This is a genomic window from Serratia sp. Ag1, assembly GCF_000743355.1.
Classification (GTDB): domain Bacteria; phylum Pseudomonadota; class Gammaproteobacteria; order Enterobacterales; family Enterobacteriaceae; genus Chania.
This window is the reverse complement of sequence record NZ_JQEI01000035.1, coordinates 101560-122584: the sequence shown is the minus strand read 5'-3', so window position 1 is coordinate 122584 and position 21025 is coordinate 101560. Positions and strand designations below refer to the sequence as shown.

At 49.6% G+C, this 21025-nt stretch carries 19 protein-coding genes; 4 read left to right on the top strand and 15 right to left on the bottom strand.

The genetic code is table 11. The features are described from left to right. Positions 1-7: 7 nt before the first annotated feature. A complete protein-coding gene (locus tag IV04_RS20150) occupies positions 8-205 on the bottom strand; it encodes a YnbE family lipoprotein (protein WP_037399387.1) in 198 nt (65 codons plus the stop codon). Then, positions 202-2814 carry a YdbH family protein gene (locus IV04_RS20145; protein WP_037399385.1) on the bottom strand — a complete coding sequence of 871 codons (2613 nt, stop codon included), beginning with the start codon at positions 2812-2814 and terminating at the stop codon, positions 202-204. The genes IV04_RS20150 and IV04_RS20145 overlap by 4 nt, the downstream gene beginning before the upstream one ends. A 276-nt stretch (positions 2815-3090) precedes the next feature. Between IV04_RS20145 and IV04_RS20140 the strand changes: the two genes are divergently transcribed. Then, positions 3091-4077 (top strand): 2-hydroxyacid dehydrogenase, encoded by a 987-nt coding sequence (locus IV04_RS20140; protein WP_037399382.1) that lies wholly within the window; start codon positions 3091-3093, stop codon positions 4075-4077. A 43-nt stretch (positions 4078-4120) separates the two neighbouring features. Here IV04_RS20140 and IV04_RS20135 read toward each other — a convergent pair whose 3' ends face one another. Continuing rightward, positions 4121-4384, bottom strand: coding sequence for a DUF333 domain-containing protein (locus IV04_RS20135; RefSeq protein WP_037399379.1), 264 nt, complete (start codon positions 4382-4384; stop codon positions 4121-4123). 191 nt (positions 4385-4575) lie between these two features. After that, positions 4576-4908 carry an SMR family transporter gene (locus IV04_RS20130; RefSeq protein WP_037399377.1) on the bottom strand — a complete coding sequence of 111 codons (333 nt, stop codon included), beginning with the start codon at positions 4906-4908 and terminating at the stop codon, positions 4576-4578. Between the two features lie 212 nt (positions 4909-5120). Here IV04_RS20130 and nifJ point away from each other — a divergent pair, with 212 nt between their 5' ends. Further along, positions 5121-8654: a pyruvate:ferredoxin (flavodoxin) oxidoreductase gene (gene nifJ, locus IV04_RS20125; RefSeq protein ID WP_037399375.1), complete on the top strand. Its 3534-nt coding sequence runs from the start codon at positions 5121-5123 to the stop codon at positions 8652-8654. A gap of 51 nt (positions 8655-8705) precedes the next feature. On the opposite strand, the gene IV04_RS20120 is transcribed toward nifJ, so the two are convergent. Then, positions 8706-9245, bottom strand: coding sequence for a DUF2058 domain-containing protein (locus IV04_RS20120; protein WP_037399371.1), 540 nt, complete (start codon positions 9243-9245; stop codon positions 8706-8708). Between the two features lie 204 nt (positions 9246-9449). Between IV04_RS20120 and IV04_RS20115 the strand changes: the two genes are divergently transcribed. Beyond that, on the top strand, positions 9450-10022 hold the full coding sequence (locus tag IV04_RS20115) for a chorismate mutase (protein WP_037399369.1): 573 nt from the start codon (positions 9450-9452) through the stop codon (positions 10020-10022). A 468-nt stretch (positions 10023-10490) separates the two neighbouring features. Here the strand turns inward: IV04_RS20115 and IV04_RS20110 are convergent, their stop codons facing one another. From IV04_RS20110 to IV04_RS20070, 9 genes are all read right to left on the bottom strand, one after another. Next, positions 10491-10715: a hypothetical protein gene (locus IV04_RS20110; RefSeq protein ID WP_051916881.1), complete on the bottom strand. Its 225-nt coding sequence runs from the start codon at positions 10713-10715 to the stop codon at positions 10491-10493. Between the two features lie 104 nt (positions 10716-10819). Next, a complete protein-coding gene (locus IV04_RS20105; RefSeq protein ID WP_152562918.1) occupies positions 10820-13366 on the bottom strand; it encodes a hypothetical protein in 2547 nt (848 codons plus the stop codon). A gap of 57 nt (positions 13367-13423) precedes the next feature. After that, entirely contained in the window at positions 13424-14260 is an 837-nt protein-coding gene (locus tag IV04_RS20100; RefSeq protein WP_051916880.1) for a hypothetical protein, read from the bottom strand. A 44-nt stretch (positions 14261-14304) separates the two neighbouring features. Continuing rightward, the gene (locus tag IV04_RS20095; protein ID WP_037399364.1) at positions 14305-14979 is read right to left on the bottom strand and encodes a YmfQ family protein; all 675 of its coding nucleotides are present in this window, start codon (positions 14977-14979) and stop codon (positions 14305-14307) included. Continuing rightward, complete coding sequence (locus tag IV04_RS20090) at positions 14976-16124, bottom strand: baseplate J/gp47 family protein (RefSeq protein ID WP_037399361.1); 1149 nt, start codon at positions 16122-16124, stop codon at positions 14976-14978. Before IV04_RS20090 ends, IV04_RS20095 begins: the two co-directional genes overlap by 4 nt. 3 nt (positions 16125-16127) lie before the next feature. Continuing rightward, positions 16128-16565 carry a phage GP46 family protein gene (locus IV04_RS20085; RefSeq protein WP_037399359.1) on the bottom strand — a complete coding sequence of 146 codons (438 nt, stop codon included), beginning with the start codon at positions 16563-16565 and terminating at the stop codon, positions 16128-16130. Further along, the gene (locus IV04_RS20080; protein ID WP_037399357.1) at positions 16562-17149 is read right to left on the bottom strand and encodes a phage baseplate assembly protein V; all 588 of its coding nucleotides are present in this window, start codon (positions 17147-17149) and stop codon (positions 16562-16564) included. Before IV04_RS20080 ends, IV04_RS20085 begins: the two co-directional genes overlap by 4 nt. Further along, positions 17146-18219 (bottom strand): phage baseplate assembly protein, encoded by a 1074-nt coding sequence (locus IV04_RS20075; protein WP_037399355.1) that lies wholly within the window; start codon positions 18217-18219, stop codon positions 17146-17148. The genes IV04_RS20080 and IV04_RS20075 overlap by 4 nt, the downstream gene beginning before the upstream one ends. Then, positions 18216-19619 carry a DNA circularization protein gene (locus tag IV04_RS20070; protein ID WP_037399352.1) on the bottom strand — a complete coding sequence of 468 codons (1404 nt, stop codon included), beginning with the start codon at positions 19617-19619 and terminating at the stop codon, positions 18216-18218. The genes IV04_RS20075 and IV04_RS20070 overlap by 4 nt, the downstream gene beginning before the upstream one ends. Before the next feature lie 306 nt (positions 19620-19925). On the opposite strand from IV04_RS20070, the gene IV04_RS26870 reads away from it, so the two are divergent. Continuing rightward, positions 19926-20489 (top strand): ORF6N domain-containing protein, encoded by a 564-nt coding sequence (locus IV04_RS26870; RefSeq protein ID WP_081893256.1) that lies wholly within the window; start codon positions 19926-19928, stop codon positions 20487-20489. Between the two features lie 45 nt (positions 20490-20534). On the opposite strand, the gene IV04_RS20060 is transcribed toward IV04_RS26870, so the two are convergent. After that, complete coding sequence (locus IV04_RS20060; protein WP_037399351.1) at positions 20535-20972, bottom strand: hypothetical protein; 438 nt, start codon at positions 20970-20972, stop codon at positions 20535-20537. Positions 20973-21025: the final 53 nt, after the last annotated feature.

Below are 21025 nucleotides of genomic sequence, written 5' to 3'. Positions count from 1 at the left end.
TCGGCTCCTAGAATAAACCGCTTTGGTTTTTCAGCAGATTCTCAACGTCTTTATCCACCTTGATACGAATCTCATGTTCAATTTTTACGTTCATGTTGATGGTGATCGGATCTTTCGGCGTCGCCAGTTCAATACGCGGTATACAACCGCTCAATAAGCAAGCGCTCAGCACGACTGCCAACAACGGCCCGGTTGTGATATTCATGGTTGTTCCCCAGGTTTTGAGAGGGCCTGCTCGAGCCACTCCTGTAAATTGTCGCCAAAACGCAAGCTGCGCCACAGATGAAACACGTTTTCCTGATGGTTGTAATTAAGAATAATGCCACGTTCCGCGTTTTTCTGCGGGTTAGTGCCATTTATTTGCGCCTGCAGCACCAGTTCACCCAAGTTGTCGAGATCAACCCGCGCCTTCAAGCGGCTGATTTCAATATAACGCAGCCAATCGATGGCAATGCCGGTTGCAAAGTTATTGCTGGCGAGCGCATCGGCCATGTCTTTATCGAGCCGCAGCGTCAGCGGATCAGCATTGGCGAGCCAGCCATCACGCACCAACCACTTGGGATGATTAAGAAACAACGGCAATTCACCATTCACCCGGCCCGACATCGCAAACTGCTTCGGATTCAGAGCGGTAAACAAGGCGCTGAGGTCGACTTTATCCAGTTTCAAAACCGCTGCAACATGCTGCGGCAACCGTAAAGCAGACAGGCTGATATGCCCATCCAAAATATCAAAGCCAACGTTGCTCAACGTCAGCGGTTGTGCCTCACTGTAAGGGTAAGTTCCCTGTAAATCGGCGCTAATATTCTGAATGGCAAACAAATTATTGAGCAACTTGATACGCAACATCACTGGCCGCCTGGCACCAAACTGCCAATGATGATTTTTTAGCCGGTAAGGCAGCACAAAATCCACCCCACTCACTTCACCGTCGCTCAACCACATGCCACCGTTTCTCACTACCCAATGGCCACCGGCTTCAAAACCCTGTTCACGTGCGGCTGAAAACGCCGACTGCGCATAAAATTGGCCATCACGCAGTTTAAAGTTCAGCTCCGGTGAAATCAGCGGTTGGAATACCGTCAGCGACTGTTTTGGCCACCAGCCTTCACCGCGCAAGCGTTCACCGTCCCAACGCCCCCGTAGCGTGATCGGCCCGATCTGCCTGGCTTGCAGTGTGCCCTGCCATTGGAAATTGTCAGGTTCCTTACCGCTGAGTTGTAAATCCAGCACCGAAGACGGCAGATGCGCACCATTGTTGAAATTAACCCGTTCTGCGACCAGTTGCACACGGCCATCAAAGCGCGGCGTGGTGGCATCACGCTGCCACACCAGCGGTTGGCTGAGTGTCAGCCGGGGTGCCACTACGGTCGCCATACCATATTTAAGCTGTTGGAATCCGGTGGACAGTTGCTTGAGCGTAATGGTGGAGTCCTGCCAATCACCGCGCCCAGCCACATCCCAACTGGCTTGTAACGGGGGCAACCGACCACTCCCCCAATACTGCCATTGCCAATGACCGTTGTCTGGCCAGAATGTCTGCGCCTGCCCATCCATATGCAACCGGAAGCGCCCCCAATAACGATCGCTGGCGCTGATAATCGCCTGCAATCGCCCGGTGATGCCTGTAGCGCTCACGTTGACGCCTGCCAGTGGCAAACGGGCCTCTTCCAGCTTCATGTCAGGAGTTACCTGTCCCCAGGCGCGCAGCAACGAGCCGGACTGTAACACCAGAGTGGGGTTGAGAATGGTGCCGCTGAGTACGCCAGGAATGGTGGCAGTGACCGAAAAATTGGCCAGATTGGCCTGACCCGTCAGTTGGAAGCCAAGATCGCTATGGGTCAGCCCAACGGTGCCTGGCCCCAGCGTCAACACGGCGTTACCTTTGCCGTTGTGCCCGGCGGTGATCACATTCAGGCGAGCACTGATTTGAGCTTCATCCAGCCCTTGGCTCCAGTCATGTAACGCCATGCTCAATCCGCCGCTCAGCGGTTGCTCAATATAAGGCCAGCGCCATTCTCCCTGGTTAATACGGATCTGCTGGGGTGTGACTTCCCATGGTAACGTCGCCAAAGGCTGTTCGCTGCCTTTTTCCGTTAACGTCAACACACCTTGTTGCTGTTGCCAGCGCAAATCCAGCAACAAAGGGTTTTTCAGATAGGCGGTTTGCACTTCTCCTTGCAGCGCCCCTTGCGCAGGCAAACTGCTCAGATCCAACGGCACGATCATTTTACCGTTGAGTTGCACCGGTGTAACACCGTTAGGCGGCATCACACTCAAGCGATTGATCGCCAGTTGCTGGCGATTATCCAGCACGGCTTCCGCACTCAGATTCTCACCTTGGTAATGCAGGTGCTGGCCATCAGCCGAAGACAGCAACTGTAACTTCCCGGCATAAAACTGCCACGGAGTGAGAGTAAACCGGTTGATGTTCAGGTCAAACGGCGGTAGCTGGCGTTGTAACCGATCCAGCGTCAGTGGTGTTTTGCTGGTATCCCCAGCCGGTAATTTAGGCAGGCAGGCCGTATCTACCGCTAGACGATCGCTATTCAACTGCCAGTGACCAGCTTGATAAGTCAGGCTCAAAGCACTGGCATCAGCGAGCACACAGCCTTGTGCCTGGAAGCGCACAGTGCTAATACGCAAAGCCCCTTGCTGCCAACGCAGCGGCCCCTGCAACACCAACTGGCTCCCCTGTGGCAGCCAAGGTGTCAGTGCGCGTGGTAACCAGCGTGGCAGCGTCTGCCACAGCGTGATTAACAGCAGGATCATCCCCGCGATTATCCCAATGGATATGCTTAATCTTTTTGTCATTACGCGCTGATTTTATTCCTGATAAACACGGTTGAAACAGCGTTCTTGCCGTTAAATCGCGGCTAATAATGGCATGAATCCCCTATCAGGTGAAGATGATCCATTTCCCTTACCGAACATCGCTGCTGCTTGGTTTCGCCATCATTATTTTGGCTATAACGTACTGATTCCCAGCACTAAACCCTAGTTTACCCTGAGCGTACTGGCAAGCTAACTCATTGTCGAATTTAGCAAAACAGTCTAAATTAGATCTATTGTTACGCGGGAGAAACCACGATGAAAATGGCGATTTACAGTACCAAACAGTATGACCGCAAGTACCTAGAGCTGGTAAATCAGCAGTTTGGTTATGAGCTGGAGTTTTTTGACTTTCTTCTCAGCCAGAAAACCGCCAAAACCGCCCACGGCTGCAAAGCCGTGTGTATTTTTGTGAATGACGATGGCTGCCGCGCAGTGTTGCAAGAGTTGGCTGCGATGGGCGTTGAGATCCTTGCCCTGCGCTGTGCTGGCTTTAATAACGTTGATTTGGATGCCGCTAAAGAGTTAGGGATCAAAGTGGTGCGCGTTCCTGCCTATTCACCGGAAGCGGTCGCGGAACATGCCGTAGGTATGATGATGTGCCTGAACCGCCGCATTCATCGCGCCTACCAACGCACCCGCGACGCCAACTTCTCGCTGGAAGGATTGATCGGTTTCAATATGCACAACCGCACGGCAGGGGTGATCGGCACCGGCAAGATCGGCGTCGCTACCATGCGTATTCTGAAAGGGTTCGGCATGAAGCTGTTGGCCTACGATCCCTACCCCAGCGAACAGGCGCTTGAATTGGGCGCGGAATATGTCGATCTGAAAACGCTGTATGGCAAATCTGACGTGATCACCTTGCACTGCCCGCTAACACCAGAAAATCACCACCTGCTGAATGCCGATGCGTTTGCGTTAATGAGCGACGGCGTTATGGTGATTAACACCAGCCGTGGCGGGTTGATTGATTCATCAGCGGCGATTGACGCACTGAAACAACAGAAAATCGGGGCACTGGGGATGGACGTTTACGAAAACGAACGCGATTTGTTCTTTGAAGATAAATCTAACGACGTGATTCAGGATGACGTTTTCCGCCGCCTGTCAGCCTGCCATAACGTGCTGTTCACCGGCCACCAGGCTTTCCTGACCGAAGAGGCGCTCACCAGCATCTCGGAAACTACGCTGAGAAATATCGAGCAACTTTCAAACGGCGAAACCTGCCCGAATCAACTCTAATTGCCCCCAGCAAGCCGGGCCAATACATGGCCCGGTCACCGAGTCACCCGGCATTAGCACAAGCTCCCTGCCCTAATGCCGTTTCTTCACACTGTTTGCCGTTTGGCATTTGGCACATCCTTAACGTATCACCGTTCAGGTTATGCGCAATAGTGGTGACGCCCCCCACGCTGGCACAATGTGCGCTGGTAGGAATGGTGCCAATATTGGCACTGGTGCCGATCTGCGGTGGTTCTTCGTTGTTATTGCTGCTGCAAGCAGCCAAAACCAGTACGACGCTGGCAAGCAGCCATTTTGCTGTAATCATTATTTTACCCCTGAACCCGTTACGACTTCGCTGTGTAAAATCGCCATGACTCTAATTTGTCTACTCAAAACCCGCCCAAGGGCAGATTTGATGCAAACCTATTTAATTTAGCCTGATAATTAAATAATGGAAATATTGCAGTGCGTTTACTTGTCTTTTTTTTGACCGGTAAGAAACGCTGTAACGAATAATCAGTGCACCGACGATTTTGAAAATAAATTAATCACCAGCACCCCGGCAATAATTAACCCCATCCCTAAAACGGCAGGCAGATCCAATTTCTGCTGATAAATAAACACCGCAGCTACCGAAACCAGCACAATGCCCATACCTGACCAGATGGCATAAACAATCCCAAGCGGCATGGTTTTTACCACCATCGATAACCCCCAAAATGCAATAGCATAGCCTACGACCACCACCACCGAAGGCCACAGACGGGTAAATCCCTCAGAGGCTTTCAGCATGGTTGTGGCAATCACTTCGGCGATGATCGCCATGGTCAAATACATCAATCCGGTCATAACATTATCTTCTGTTTGAATCGCGTTGTATTAGTATGAATCACAGAGATTAAATTGGTCTTAAACCTCAGTAACTATATCGTAGCTGAACCTGAACCTAAACAGAGGGCCACACAAATGCGATAAAGCGTGAATATCCCCCTCTGTTAGACTTTCAACATTACTGCAAAAGATCGCTTTTGCAGCGTTGTGAGCACAGAAAGGTACCAGAAATGATAACTACCGATGGTAATAACGCTGTCGCCTCCGTGGCCTACCGCACCAATGAAGTGATTGCTATTTATCCCATTACCCCAAGTTCAACGATGGCAGAACAGGCTGATTCCTGGGCTGGCGATGGCAAGAAAAATATCTGGGGAGATATTCCACACGTCGTGGAAATGCAGTCTGAAGGTGGTGCCATAGGCACCGTGCACGGTGCCTTGCAAACCGGAGCTTTATCGACCTCGTTCACCTCGTCCCAGGGATTGTTACTGATGATCCCGTCTTTGTACAAACTGGCCGGGGAACTGACACCTTTCGTCCTGCATGTCGCGGCACGCACCGTTGCCACCCACGCGCTCTCGATCTTCGGCGATCACTCCGACGTGATGGCCGTGCGCCAAACTGGCTGCGCCATGTTGTGTGCCAGCAACGTGCAGGAAGCGCAGGATTTTGCGCTGATATCTCAAACCGCCACCTTGAACAGCCGTATTCCGTTCATCCATTTTTTTGATGGTTTCCGCACTTCCCACGAAATCAACAAGATCGCTCCTTTGAGCGATGAAACATTGCTGCAAATGCTGCCGCAAGAGGCGATTGATGCACACCGTAGCCGCGCCCTTTCGCCAGAACGCCCGGTGGTACGCGGCACCTCCGCCAATCCGGATACCTATTTCCAATCGCGTGAAGCTACTAATCCGTGGTACGACAGCACCTATCGCCACGTCAGCGCAGCGATGGACAAGTTTGCCCAACTGACTGGCCGTCGCTATCAGCCATTTGAGTATTACGGCCATCCGCAGGCCGAGCGCGTGGCGATCCTGATGGGCTCAGCCATCGGCACCTGCGAAGAAGTGATCGACACCTTGCTGGCCCGTGGCGAAAAGGTCGGCCTGCTGAAAGTGCGCCTGTTCCGCCCATTCTCTGCCCAACACCTGCTCGCCGCGCTGCCGGAAAGCGTGCAGAAAATCGCCGTGCTCGATCGCACCAAAGAACCCGGCGCACTGGCTGAACCGCTGTATCTGGACGTCATGACCGCGCTGGCAGAAGCCTACAGCCGTGGGGAGCGCACCACTCTGCCACGAGTGATTGGTGGGCGTTATGGGTTGTCTTCAAAAGAGTTCGGCCCAGACTGCGCATTGGCGGTATTCAATGAATTGAATCTCGATCAGCCTCGTCCACGTTTTACCGTGGGGATTTTCGACGATGTGACCGGCCTCTCTCTGCCATTGAGCACCGAAGCTCTGCCACAACGTGCCACGTTGGAAGCCCTGTTCTACGGCCTGGGTAGCGACGGTTCGGTGTCAGCCACCAAGAACAACATCAAAATCATCGGCAACAGCACCCCGCTGTATGCACAAGGCTATTTTGTTTACGACTCAAAAAAGGCTGGCGGTTTGACCGTGTCACATCTGCGGGCCAGCGAAAAGCCGATCAATTCAGCCTATCTGGTCACCCAGGCCGATTTCGTTGGTTGCCACCAATGGCAATTCATCGACAAATACCAAATGGTGGAACGCCTGAAACCTGGCGGTACGTTCCTGCTGAATACACCGTATAGCGCGGAAGAGGTTTGGACACGCCTGCCGCAAGAGGTTCAGGCGCTACTTAATCAGCGCCAGGCAAAATTCTACATTATCAACGCCGCTAAACTGGCGCGAGAATGCCAGCTAGGTGCGCGGATCAACACCGTCATGCAGATGGCGTTTTTCCACCTGACGCAGGTCTTGCCCGGCAACGTGGCGTTGCAACAGTTGCAGGATGCCATTGCCCGCAGCTACAGCAATAAAGGCCAGGAGATTGTCGAACGTAACTGGCAGGCGCTGGGAGCAACGCTGAATGCGCTCACGGCGATCCCACTGCAGCCGATTGACCACCACAGCCCGCTGCGCCCGCCAGTGGTTGCCGATACCGCGCCAGACTTTGTCAAAACCGTCACCGCCGCGATGCTGGCCGGGCTTGGCGATGCCTTGCCGGTGTCGGCTTTCCCGCCGGACGGTACTTGGCCGGTGGGCACCACCCAGTGGGAAAAACGTAACATTGCCGAAGAGATCCCCATCTGGCAGCCGGATTTATGTACTCAGTGCAACCATTGCGTCGCCGCTTGCCCACATTCGGCGATCCGCGCCAAAGTGGTTCAGCCGCAGGCGATGGAGCACGCCCCCATCACCCTGCAATCTTTAGATGTAAAAGCGCGTGATATGCGCGGCCAGAAGTATGTGCTGCAGGTCGCCCCTGAGGATTGCACCGGTTGCAACCTGTGTGTAGAAGTGTGCCCAGCGAAAGACCGCCAGAACCCGGAAATCAAAGCGATCAATATGGCTTCGCGCCTGGAACATCTCACGGAAGAAAAAGCCCATTACGACTTCTTCCTGCAACTACCGGAAATCGATCCGGCTCAGATAGAGCGCATCGACATCCGCACTTCACAATTGATCTCGCCGCTGTTCGAATACTCCGGTGCCTGTTCCGGCTGCGGTGAAACGCCGTACATCAAACTGCTGACGCAGCTGTATGGCGATCGCCTGCTGATCGCCAATGCCACCGGCTGTTCCTCTATCTACGGCGGTAACCTGCCGACCACGCCTTACACCACCAACGCCGCTGGCCGTGGCCCGGCATGGGCCAACTCGCTGTTTGAGGACAACGCCGAATTTGGTTTAGGTTTCCGTTTAACGGTCGATCAACACCGCCGCCGCGTGCTGCGCCTGCTGGCAACCTTGGCTCCCCAACTGCCAGCGCCCCTGGTCAGCGCGCTGCAGGCCGACGAGATCGTACCAGAAACACGCCGCCAGCAAATTGCTGAATTACGCAGCCTGTTGGTCACTATGACCGGCAACGATGCCAAACAGTTGGCCACCGACGCCGACTATCTGGTGGATAAATCCATCTGGCTGATTGGCGGTGATGGTTGGGCTTACGATATCGGCTTTGGCGGCCTGGATCATGTGCTGAGCCTGACGGAAAACGTCAATGTGTTGGTGTTGGATACGCAATGCTATTCCAATACCGGCGGGCAGCAATCCAAAGCGACACCTTTGGGTGCAGTCACCAAGTTTGGTGAGCACGGTAAGCGCAAGGCGCGCAAAGATCTCGGCGTCAGCATGATGATGTATGGTCACGTGTATGTCGCACAGATCTCACTGGGGGCGCAGCTTAACCAGACGGTGAAAGCGATTCAGGAAGCCGAAGCCTACCCCGGCCCATCGTTGATCATCGCCTACAGCCCGTGTGAAGAGCATGGTTACGATCTGGCGCTCAGCCACGATCAGATGAAGCAATTAACTGCGACAGGATTCTGGCCGCTCTATCGCTTTGATCCGCGCCGGGCGGATGAAGGAAAATTGCCGTTGGTGTTGGACTCTCGCCCGCCCAATAGCGATCTGGCCGCAACCTTGAATAAAGAGCAACGCTTCCGTCGCCTTAATACGCAGCAGCCGGACGTAGCCGCAGCGCTTTATCAGGCAGCAGAAAAAGAGCTGAAACAGAAATACGATTTCCTCAGCCTGCTGGCGGGTAAAGCAGAGAAGTCACTCTCAGAGTAACCTCTTCGGGCGCGGCAGGTTCGCGCCCTTTTTTTGTTTTTTAACGCTTTATTACCACATCAAATCGTCAGGTACTTTGAAATCGGCATACGGATCATCTTCATCCTGCTCTTCCTGACTGAGCGCACTGTTTAATACAATGCTGTTCGCATCGCGCTGCGTGATTTTATCGGCTACGCTCGCGGGGATAATCACGTATTCACTCGCACCGCTGTTATCAACAACCAAACGGGCAATGGCAAGACGGCCACTGATCAGATGAGCTTGAGTAAGCTTATCCACCATGATTTTTTTAATTAAATTATTGTCTGTAAAGTTAAAACCAATGTCACCTTTTGAAAGGTCGATTCTGTTCATTTCAATCAGTTGCTTCACCTGCGCTTTGTATTCTTTAGATAAAGCAGCCTGCTTCTGCTGTTCACTTAGCTGTTTATCACGCTCAAGCTGTGCTTTTTTATTTTCTTCCACCGCCTCTCTGGCCTCACGGGCCTGAACTCGTGATTTTTTAGCCGTTTTTTGCACTTTGGCTATTTTTTTGCTGGTCACTAATCCAGCTTTCAGCATCTGCTCTTGTAAGGTGAGTTTTGTCATTTTCGTTTCTAAACCAGTTGAATAATGTGTGGGATTATACCTGTAATTTTTGAGGCTGTACCAGATGACAGACCTGCAAGCGCCCACCCACGCGCAGCGTCAGCATTTTATTGGACAATTCAACCCGTTGTGCATCATTCTGTCGGGGAATGAATAGGTTTGAAATTCTGGGCAAGTTGCCGACTGATTGACAGGTGAAATTAAATGGATAGAAAAGTCTCACTGAAACGACTGCTTTGGGCAGGATTGCTTTTTTCTGCAACCACTCTGGCTGCACCAACACCACACACCGATGTGGCCTCATTGATTAACCAGCGTTTGTCCCATATGAAAGACGTCGCAGGCTACAAGGCGAAAAACCATCTTGCCATTGAGGACTTGCAACAGGAAGCGAAAGTGCTGGCAAGCTCAGTGACCGAGGCTGAAAAACTCGGGCTGGACGGCGAGTCAGTAAAACCTTTCATTCAGGCGCAAATGGATGCCGCCAAAGCCATTCAGTATCGCTACCGAGCTGACTGGCTGGCCGCACAGGAAACAGGCTGGCAACCCGCGCCACTGGATCAGGTCAGAGCAAAAATTAGCGCTTTAAGCACCGCAATTCTGGCCGGAATCAGCCAAACCTTATCTCATAATAAGCAATTCACCGATCGCACCGCCTTTATGAAGGCAGTTGAGCAGGTTAACTTAAAGGACGGCGATAAAGAACGTTTGTGGCAGTCGCTGAGACAAATCACGTTGATGAACAGCACGCAGCACAGCGTGGCTATGTCTCATTAAACATTCCTCATCACCTGCAAAACTCGCTGGTATTCGGCGGCGTAATCCGTACCATACGCGGCATACTTTCGTGCTGGTCCTGACCGTTCAGATGCGGCCAGAACAACACAGCAATAATCTACGAAACATACAAAAAACGGCTCAAAGAGATGACCGGGGAGCAGGTGAATAGGCCAGATATCAGGCTGGCTCTTTAATTCACCTTGCCTCTTTCGATGTTCTACGGAAAACAAAATGCAAGAAAATCAGTCAATTAAACCTAAAGAGCAGTACAATTTAAATGTAAAACAATAATTTCCCCAAGGTACTGATAGTAAATAATTTATCTACTTATCATTGAGTTATGATTTATTCTGATATACACCAAGCTACCCGGAAGTACATTTTTCTTGCCCTTTTCTTGCCCATCCTGAGAGTTTTGCCCCTTTCTTGCCCCTCTTTTATGGCATTGCCAGCCTAAAGATCTAATCATGAAATTCGATATTTAGATGACCGGTCATCGCTACCTCTAACCAGCGCCGCAGCATCCCGCAGTACACCTTTGTGAAGGGTATTTCCCACAGACTTACGCTTCGACTCCAGAGCATTTACGATAGCCATGCGATCAACGAGCTGACCGCGCCCGATCAGTTCAACAACCACAACCCCGATCTCTGATGCGATAAGCCCACATCTTTCTTCGTCCAGGTCCATAGATACCTCCGGTTATTTTTCACTCAGAGTAGCATGGTGATGAATGTCGGGACAGTTAGCCGCAACGATGATAGCCGGGATTGCTCCCGGCCAGCAGTAAAATGTCATTCAGCCCCCACGAATGGCAATGCAGTCTGATTTGCACATGATATTTCACCGACATAATACCCCGTTACCGGCGGGGGCGATGTCCAGATAACTGATATTGCCTTTAGCGTAAAATTTGTAAGCTCCCCCTTATATTTAACAACTTCGTCTTCAAGTGTTGCGGCTGTTATTATAAAATAACTACCGGTAAGAACGTGCTGGACGTTCGCCGCAGTATCCCAGAATGCTTCGTATTTATCTGTATAAAGCCCTACTTTGCCTTTAAGAGCGAGATGTATATTCCCATCAACCTGGCCGGTCAATATCTTTGATATTGAACCAACACCTTTAACTGAACCATCTAGGTTAGTTATAGGTAGAACAAATTGAATCGGAGTACTCATTCCATGTCCGAACGAAAAATCCTGCATATAGGTACAGTCACCCAGCCCCAGCAAGTTGCGACTACCGTAGGCTACATCAGAGCCACCAGAAAACATAAACTGTGATGACAGCCAATAAATAGCATTGCTACGCTCTTGGCCAAAGCATGCATGTTGTAGATTCCTAATTTTAATCGTGTTGCCATTGATCTTTTTGCGACCATTCCAGGGTACAAGTCGGCCTGATGATGTTGTACCTACGAGCAGATAATTATTCATGTCGATGTTATTTTTATCCATGATCAAATAACCACCAACAGAGGGGGCGGAAAACATCAGGCTGTTATTATTTTCTGTGGCTGAACTGGACAGATTACCAGACCCAAGTTTGATTGTGACATTCGACAGAACCAACCCCGAGTTATCCCTACTAAAATTAACAACAGTATGACTGTATACCGTTTTATCTGCATCAGTAGTGAATTGCAACTGTGTCAAATCTATTAATGAATTAGAGATATTTGTTTCCTCGGCTTTAGATACAATGGGTGTATAAGATGAAAGCCGCTCGGACATTGGCCGCAATACTTTGAATGTACATTTGTTTAGCAATGCTGATTTTTGTCTATTAGCTGGTGTGCCATCGATCAAATTGTCTTGCAGCATAACGCTAATTTTATTTTTTCCGGCTGGAATCGCAGCATAAGCTTCTGTTAGAAACTTAACATTCTGATTCATTACGAACAAGCAGTTATCAAGTACCGCATCATCTGTAATGTCAGGGTTATACTGAGCAACGTACTGATGATCGGATGATACGTCCCACAGAACATTATCAATAAAAGTACAGTCTTTAAGAATGAAACTTCCGAGACCGCTGTGTTTATCAAAACCTTTCCTGTAATTCTCGTAAAAAGCAGCCTTACTAACAAATATATTATCAACATACTGAGAACACGTTATACCGTACCCCGTGGCAGTAATACCAAGGTTCCCATTTCGGTAAAAGTTACCACCATCAACAAAGAGTAAGTTACACATTCTTAGCCAAAACCCTGATCCTGTAGTATAGCGACCAGCACAGTTATAGAGGTAGACGTTTGTTCTCTGACCTAACGGAAGATCGCGTCCATTTATACTGATTCCTCTATAGTTTCCTCGTTCGCTAATAACATCTCTGCAAACAACTGTTTTTGTTGCTGTGATATGTGCAAACCATATTGTCCCGTTATAAATTGGGTCTTCCCCCGTACCAGGGGCGATATGATTGACATACCCTGCCTTTGTTGTACATTTTGCTGTGATGTTATAAAAATAAACGGCATCGAAATTTTTTATTGTCAATAACTCTTTTGCGCCTGTATTTTCATTATTGCCCACATTCTCAAAATCTTCCATGATATAATCTAAAACTGTAACATCAGCCCCCTCACCTGCGATGACGAGATTTTTGTAAGGCAGCAATGCCCCGTCAATTAAAATGTTGTTTTTTTTGAATCCGTAATGCCCTGCTGGAAAAAAAATAAATAATGTATTATTCCGTACAATGCCTTTAGTTAGTGCATTTATGATCATTGGCGCGTTATCTGTCGCCGAAATTCTGCTGCTGTCATTGCCATCATACAACGGAATCCCGGTATAATCAGACACACCGCCGAATCTAGCCACAAAATCGTTGTGCATCCAATCTTGTACTGATACCCCGCCGCTCATTTTTACTATGCTAGCGCCTGTCGGCCTGGATAAATCACTGCGTAACGTCAAATCATTGACATCAACCCACGCAGTTTGACTGATGCCCCCCGTAGATTCAGGCGTAGATCCTGGTGGGACTACTTTTTCATATTGGCCGCGCCATGAGTAAAACACTCCCGTAGCTTCAAGTAATAATGCCTGGCCGACACTTGTTAATGTAAATCCCTTCTCAAATGAAGATACAGGAGCATAACCAACATTACGTATAGCATCATCAAGCGCCTGCTGTGTTTGCTCCAGCGCCTGAGTTGTCGCTTCATCAATAGTGCTAAGCACTCCCTGAATTGTAGGAATTTCTTCACCAAGCCTATTTATAGTAAATTTATCTTCGCTATTTAAAAAATCGTCGTAGGCGATAGCATTATCATTTAAATCCCTCATGTCGTTTGATGAACGAGGATTTCCGGTGTTAAATCTTTTTGTCATGATTATTTCCAATAAAAATTAGGAGTTAAATTTTCATTAATCAACCACCGGTTTTTATTATGCATATTCTTCGATGATGATTAATCCAGGTGCGCCGTTATAACCCGCTAGTGCTGCCTGAGCGCCTATTGAACCGGCGGATACAGCCCCTGAACCGCCCGCACAGTTTCCTATCGCATTAGCTGCATATTGGCTGCTTCCGACGTCACTCTGACCGCCCATCGAGCGGATCGCACCGCCATTCGACCAAGTGAAGCCCATTGATGCGGTATTGCCGGGTGCGTTGATAATATTTCCACCCGTCCCTATTGTTGGGTTTTTTGGCGCAGCTCCGAAAGGGAATGCAGCACTAGCAACACCAACAGCGCCACCAGGGCCACCTGGTGCAACAATGTTTCCTACAGTCGTAGGACTACCAGACTGACCATCAGCACCAATAGCAGCAATACCACCAGCCCCTACTACAACTGGTAGGGGTGACATGGGGGCATCAATTAAGGACTCTACATATGCGCCAGCAGCGCCACCGCCAGCAACAGCTGATTGTGTAGTAGTAACTGACGGAGTCCCGCCACCAGCCCCACCTCCACCCCATGCTTTTATAAGCACTCTTTTGGTGCCGGGAGTGGGTGTATATGTTCCGCTGATTAGGAATCTTTGAATATTTAAAAGTCTTCCGCTACTGACATGCTTATTTATTGCCTCTAATACCTGCCCATCATTCTGAGGGTCTAAAACCATTCCCGCCCCTTCAACAATATTTACAAGCTCTCTCTGCCACGTATTAAATATTGCAGCAGGCAAAATAGTTGGCGGCACACCTTGCGCTACTCGACCATCAGTAAATTCACCGTTCAAATCTGCTGTTTCAGTTACATTTCCAATTCTTTGCATGACAAATCCTCGCTCAAAGAACGATGTTAAATTAAAAGTTACTTTTAAATAAAACCTGATGCGGTATCAAAAAGACCGGCAAACTCTGGCGTTACGTTATATACACCATCATCGTTAAATCCAAAGTGGATATATCCAAACTTAACAATGGTGTGGGATGGTGCGAGTTTATTCAGCGTACATTCTAACTGCTTATTTCCCCATGACCTGAGAGGGTCACCGCAATAACTCATGCCTGCGCGGGCAAATGTAACGTTTGTTGAGTCAGCAACGACCATCCAGACAAAGGGCCAATCCTCACCATTTAAGCCATCGCCGCAAACGGATAACCCAGCCCTAGCCTGGCGGAACTCTTCAATCTCTATGTTGAAACCGAGTGTTCTTGCAATACCGATAAAATACGACTTGGATTGGCCTCCCGTACTGATGAGCTTCGACACTACAGCAGCCTGGCGCTTGCCAATCGTATCAACCTCACCGATCGAACAGTCATCAGGCAAACCCAGCGATTTTTCCCACTCAGTTAATAAAATCGTTGCAGACGCAGGAAAGCCACCACGCAACAAAGACATGGCTTCGCTGTCGCTACGCTGGTAACTGTTCGCGAGCGCTCGAAGGACGGCAGATTGCACGGCTTTAGGCTCTCGCGGCCACGCTAACCCTACAGGCATCAATGCGTGTAGGGCTTGGTCATACGCCTCTACGGTGTACTGGCTCATGTATAGTTCACCTCACCGCGAATGGGGAGATCACCGACACCCAAAATAATGTTTGCGGCAGGTGAAGCCAAAATAAAGCCCGCCGTTCCCGCTACATCCCCGATCGCTCGGTTCAGGTCAGATATGTAAATTTTCCCCGTCCCGTCAGGGTTGCCCTCTTCAAAAAAAACGTTATCAATCGCTGCGGCTATTGCCTGGGAAACATCAGTGCCGACAGAACTGATACCACTGATCTCAAAATCGATAACCTTAGCGACGGGTGAACAAACAAAGACAAGTGCGGTTACCGGCTGACGGGGATAAATATAATCTGCAACCCGTCCCTGATCTCCTGTCGCTTTCTGCGCTCCCCAATCCTCAAGTTGGGATATACCATCGGTGCCAACCGGGAAGCCGTGGTTTGTTTCATCATTTCCATCACACATGATGTAAACACCAACGGTTCCTGCACCCATCAAGCGGCGTTTTACCCAGCAACGCGTTACACCGGGCACTGCTCGAGCCCATTGTTTGTAATCGGTATCGCTGCCCCCCTGTGGCGGATTTTGATAGGCCAATAACATGCGTGATCGGAAACTGTCTTGCCCCTCGATATCTGCCCCACCCACTGCGGGTTCTATCATGCGCCCTGTTGAGTCTATGCCAGGGCTGGCAGTGTCGAGAGTCAAGATTGTTCCAGCAGGCGCATTACCCGCGTAGCCGCCACCTGTTGGGTCGTTGACGATATCAGGCAAGATTGCAGTCAACGAACCTGTCGCGGTGCGGTCAGAACCAATCGTTACACCGGCATCAAGACGGTACTGATAACCATCGCCGCGATTTAGGATGGCTCCAGTGCCAATACTGGCCCCAGCAGTGCCGGTAAATTGATAGTTGACCGTTTGGGCCGCTGTAGCGGCGTTCTGGTAGACCGACTTCATAGCCGCCCAACCAGATAACCATTCATCAGTTGCCGTGTAGGGTGTTGCCTGGAGTGCAATGTAATCAAGATAGCCGTAATGCAGGTGAGACATCCCGGCATCAACATCGGCTAAGATTTTCATGTTTGAAAATCGCAGCAGGGAGCCGGTTTTTCTCAACTCAGCCTGAAGTTGCGTGCGGTTCTGCTCACGTAGTTCGGTTAATGTGGGCCGTTTGAATGGCATTTATTATTGCTCCCATACCCAAAAAAAACGCAGGTCCGTATTGTCAGTGGTACCTGGTTGCTGATAACGGAGGAAAATATTTAAGCGGCGGGGGAATATAATTTGAGTGGCGACATCAATAGATGCAACAACACCATCAGAAACCAGCCAGGATAATGCATCGCTGCAATACCCTTCCGCTTTGAGCGCTATTGCGGGAGTAAGCTTGCTACGGCGCAACAGCCAAAGTAACGATCCGACAGCCCTTTCCTCCCCAGCGTTGCCCCACCACCCACGACGATCATTACCGTCAATATCATCATCAGGACGGGATGGGAGATCGGTAAATAAACTGATGATAATGGCTGTTTGTAGATCATTACCGGAGAGCAGATCACCCGCCCCTTCTCGCCAGTCAGCCCTGAGTTGCTCAACGTCCCAAAACGAACTGATATCACTCATTCAACTGTTTCCCCCGGCTTCTCGCTGGTTCTTGTCTCGTTCCCGCCCTGAACGTTTTTAACGTCGTGGTCATGGCGGTTATATGCGTCACGCAACTGCTTTAGCGTGACCGTATTTTCATCACAGTGATCGGTGATATCTCCGGTTGCAAAGACAGAGGGAGTTTCCAGGCGCACAGATTCCGTGGCTTTTACCGTGACTATTGACGCGTTATTAACATCGACCGGTTTACCCTGGGCCTCTATTACGATCCCCTCTTCAGTCAGCTTCACGTACATTCCCCACTGGTTATAAATAACCGTTTCCCCCGCACTCAGGCCGGTATGGCGAAATGAAGCATTATTGCTGGCAACTATCACGGCACTGGAGCGATCTCCGCCCAAAAAGGCCAATACAACATCAGTGCCAACGGGTAGCCCGGAAGAGAAGCCGAACTCGGCCATGCGCGGGGTGTTATCGCGAACCTCTAGCGATGTTTGATACTGAACCTCTTGAACAACACCAGAATCATTGTGCGCAGTGATACGGCCAATACCCAACATCATTGATACGCGCCGCCCGAGCTGCCTGATTATGTCGTTCATCGGTTTAGCTCCATCATCTGGTTGTAAAACTGATACGGTTGAACACTAAACGCGGCAGGTGGCATCAATACCATTCTTGCTGTAGTGCCTGAGTTACCATCACGAAGAAATGTCACTTCAGATAGGAGCCATAATTCATCACGCAGGCCAAATTTAGGAATGCTGATCGGGATGAGGGTATTAGGTTCCCATAACCGCCCGGCACTATCCCGCCAGCTATCAACCGTTACCTGTAGTTGTTTTGAGCGGCCAAAACGCCGATTCATCTCCCAATCAATGCAGTTCTGTGCCTGTTGATTAGCTATCATGGTGCTTTCAACAATGATTATGCGATTGCGATAACGCATTTTTGCCGCTTCAGGATCACGGGCGCGTGCTAGGGTCACGGGATCATAACCACTACTCAAATTCATCTCTCTTACCGGGGTCATGGACATTGACACACCCACGTAATCGGAAAAACGTTCGTCCATCGCATCAGTAAACGACGCATATTCGATATTTTTCCCTAACTCCACACCGCTGGCCGCTTTGCGCGTTCCAACACGGGTAAGCAGTAAATTACCGTCAGGGGTATCAAAATAGAGCAGTGCAGCCCAACGGCTTATCCTATCGATGACCTCTTGTGACGATTCCCCCCAATTCAACGTAAATTGCGGTACGGTAGCCATATCAGTGACATCTGAAGAAACGCTGATACCGTAAGGCGCTGCCAGGCGCTGGGCAATTTGCAGCGCATTGGCTTGGCTTATCACGTTGTTCGGCCACTCAGCAGAGCAATCAACAAGGTCCTGACATTTGCTGCGCCCTGTGGCTCTTATTTCATGCCGGTTTTTGGAGATTGACGGGTTCCAGCGATCGATATAGCCCGTCATTACCAAATCATTACCCAACCTCACTTCACAAGGCTCCCCCTTCTTAACAAGCTGTTCGTCATTAGAGCCGGGATAGTAATCCATAAGGGATAAGTCAAAATCAGAGGGTAATCGCTCGATACCACGCGTTACCCTGATCGAATCCCACCCCTGAATAAGCCGATTGCCGACTTTTAAGGTCAGTTCATCAGTCATTTTCTCAGCGCCTTAAACGTTAATGGCATGAATGCAGGGTGGCGAGGCTGAACAGTCTGGATCAGTTCATCGGCGCGGGCACCGTCTTGATAGAGCCTGTTTGCCAAGGTAAGCGCGGGTAATGAAGCAGGCATAGTTACCTGTGCCAAGGTACTGAGCTGTGCGCCTTTAATGGTGTATGCATCTACCAGCGCGTTACGTGTTAATAACAGGCCGAGATAGCTATCATCATTTCCAGAATCGGCGATCATCAGCAAAATAGTGTCCAGCGTGTCACATACGCGGTTCAGCATTGCGATCGCATCGTCGTAACTGTCTGGCTCGTAATCAGCCGCAACTACAGCCATTGCGCCAGCGGAGAGAGTGCAGATCAAAATGGTGGCACTGTTTGAAATAGCTGCGTCACTTTCTGTCGCATAAAATGTATTGCTTCGATATGCAGCCAGGGTTTCTAGCATGCGGATTTTTTCTTCAATGCTGCCGCTCAGGAAAATTATCTGATCAATAATCTCCCTCACTCCTTTGGAGAACGCTTCAATCGAGCTGATATTCTCCAATGAATCGACTTCAGCCAGCAGCTTTGCTCGCCCTGTAACTGCTTCCGCCATTTTCTGCTGTACCAGCCCGGAATAATCGTTTGTGTCCTCTGTTCTGGTCACAATACCGGTTAGACCGGATACGCTACCGCCTACAGTGCCTTTGCTAAATCGCCCGTAACGGGCACTGCCGAACGTCGATTTCAGCACGTTGCCAAGGTTGGTTACTTCATTCGCTGTGCCGCGAACAAAATTGCCCCAAAAATTAGCGGTGTTCTTCAGTGTTTTAATGGCCTGCGTAACGGTTCTAAGCTCACGACGAACCATCGCAATGAATTTAACTCCCGACTTAGCAGCAGTGAGCAGCCAATTGGCATTAACCGTTGAACTGGCGGCAGCGCTGCCGGTAACAGAGAACACTTTTAAGCCAGATTCAATAACAGTGAGCGTAAACTCGAATGCCCGGCCAGTTTCCATGCTGTCTTGCACCCGCAAGCCACCATCTGGAACGCTCACGGTTAACTCGCCAAGCGTTGGATGAACCAGTATCCCAGCCCCTTCCATTTCACATGCGGCCACCAGCGAATCACGTTGGGTGATAACGTCCGGTGCGTCATACACCAGGCTATCTTGGACGATAAAACCACGCAGCGTTATCTTGCGAGTTCCGCGCCCTAAATCCTCCACCCATACCGTGTTGCGGTAAGGGTACTCATGCACAGCTTGGCGACGGCCAAAAACCCCCTCACCGCTGACGATCGCAAACGGCACGCCGCGAAATGAGGCGGGGTGAATATGTGCCTGCCAGTCCCATTTCTGCCCGCCGCCCAGCAGAGAGGACAGCGCATCTGTGATTAGTGCCATTGCACCCCCATAAAAAAGCCCGCGCAATGGCAGGCTTGGTAATTGACTACGCTATTACTATCCGTTATCTTTTCGTAAATGAGGTGTCGAAACCTCTTAAACGCGGTCAGAACCAACCCCGTCAGTGTTGGATTTTTTATGCCTGTCATTTAGTGAACGCATCGCGCGAGCACACCCCGATCAGAGTCGGGAGGGCGACTAATACAACACCCGAAAGGGGAATAAGTCCACGGTCTCGTTTAGCCGTTTCGAACCTCCCGGCACCACTCCGATAGTGGTACATCGAAAAAAATAAACGAGGCCATCATGACTAATCACACATCAGTAGAAAGTCTGTCGGTTGTAACCCACAACAGCATTCCCGTAATCACTACCGAACTACTGGCACAACTCTACGGCACGGAACGTCAGCGCGTAACCAACAATTTTAATCGTAACAAAGATCGCTTCATTGAAGGAAAGCATTACTTCCTAACAAAAGGTGAGTCTCTCGAAAATTTGAAAAACTCTTTAAGAGGTTTTCACCCAATCGCCCCCAACGTTCGCAAACTCATTCTCTGGACAGAACGCGGCGCAGCACGCCATGCCAAAATGCTTGAAACCGATCAGGCTTGGGAGGTTTTCGAAAAGTTGGAAGATCACTACTTTGTAAAGCCAGAGGTTAAACGTTTACGCCAACCAAGAAAACCAGCGATCGACACCAAGCGTTTTATCGGCTGTTTTGCCGCTATCGAAACAGCATGGGGCCAGATACATAAAGACCTGCTGATTATCGACCCCGTGGCAGCGCGTGAAGTCGGGGATTTGATGGATACCGTGCTGCGCGTCGGAAGAACCTACCAAGCCAATTCTCTACTCAAACTGAGATAATTTATAGTATAAAGCCCACATCAGATGGGCTTTAAAAAAACCATTTTATTGATAATCGTAATAATTCCAATCAGCAAGTTCACTTTTAGCTTCAACATCACCCAATATTGACCTAAGTATTTTTATTTCCACCACTTTTGATGAGAAGTCACAATTAATTGAATTATCATGAACTTTAGATTTAAAACCATCTATAGAATACTTACCATACAAACCAGAAATAAATTTTTTTTCATCTTTTCCAATAGCATTACCGCTCTCGTAAAGATTTATTGTGCTTTTTATTTTCTCATCTAGTTTATGAAGTTCTGAGGCCATAGCTTCATTTTTGTCTTCTCCATCAAATAATCTTTTCAAGTAAACATTCCCATATCCACAACCCAGCCCCCAAACGCTGGCTGCACTTTTGGCCGCGACTACATCAATAGGTGCCGATAAAGATGGTAACGATATGAAAATAATTAATAATAATATGTTCTTCAAAGCAACCTCCAGTGAGTGATCAGTTAACCTATTGCAGCATATTTACCACCGCC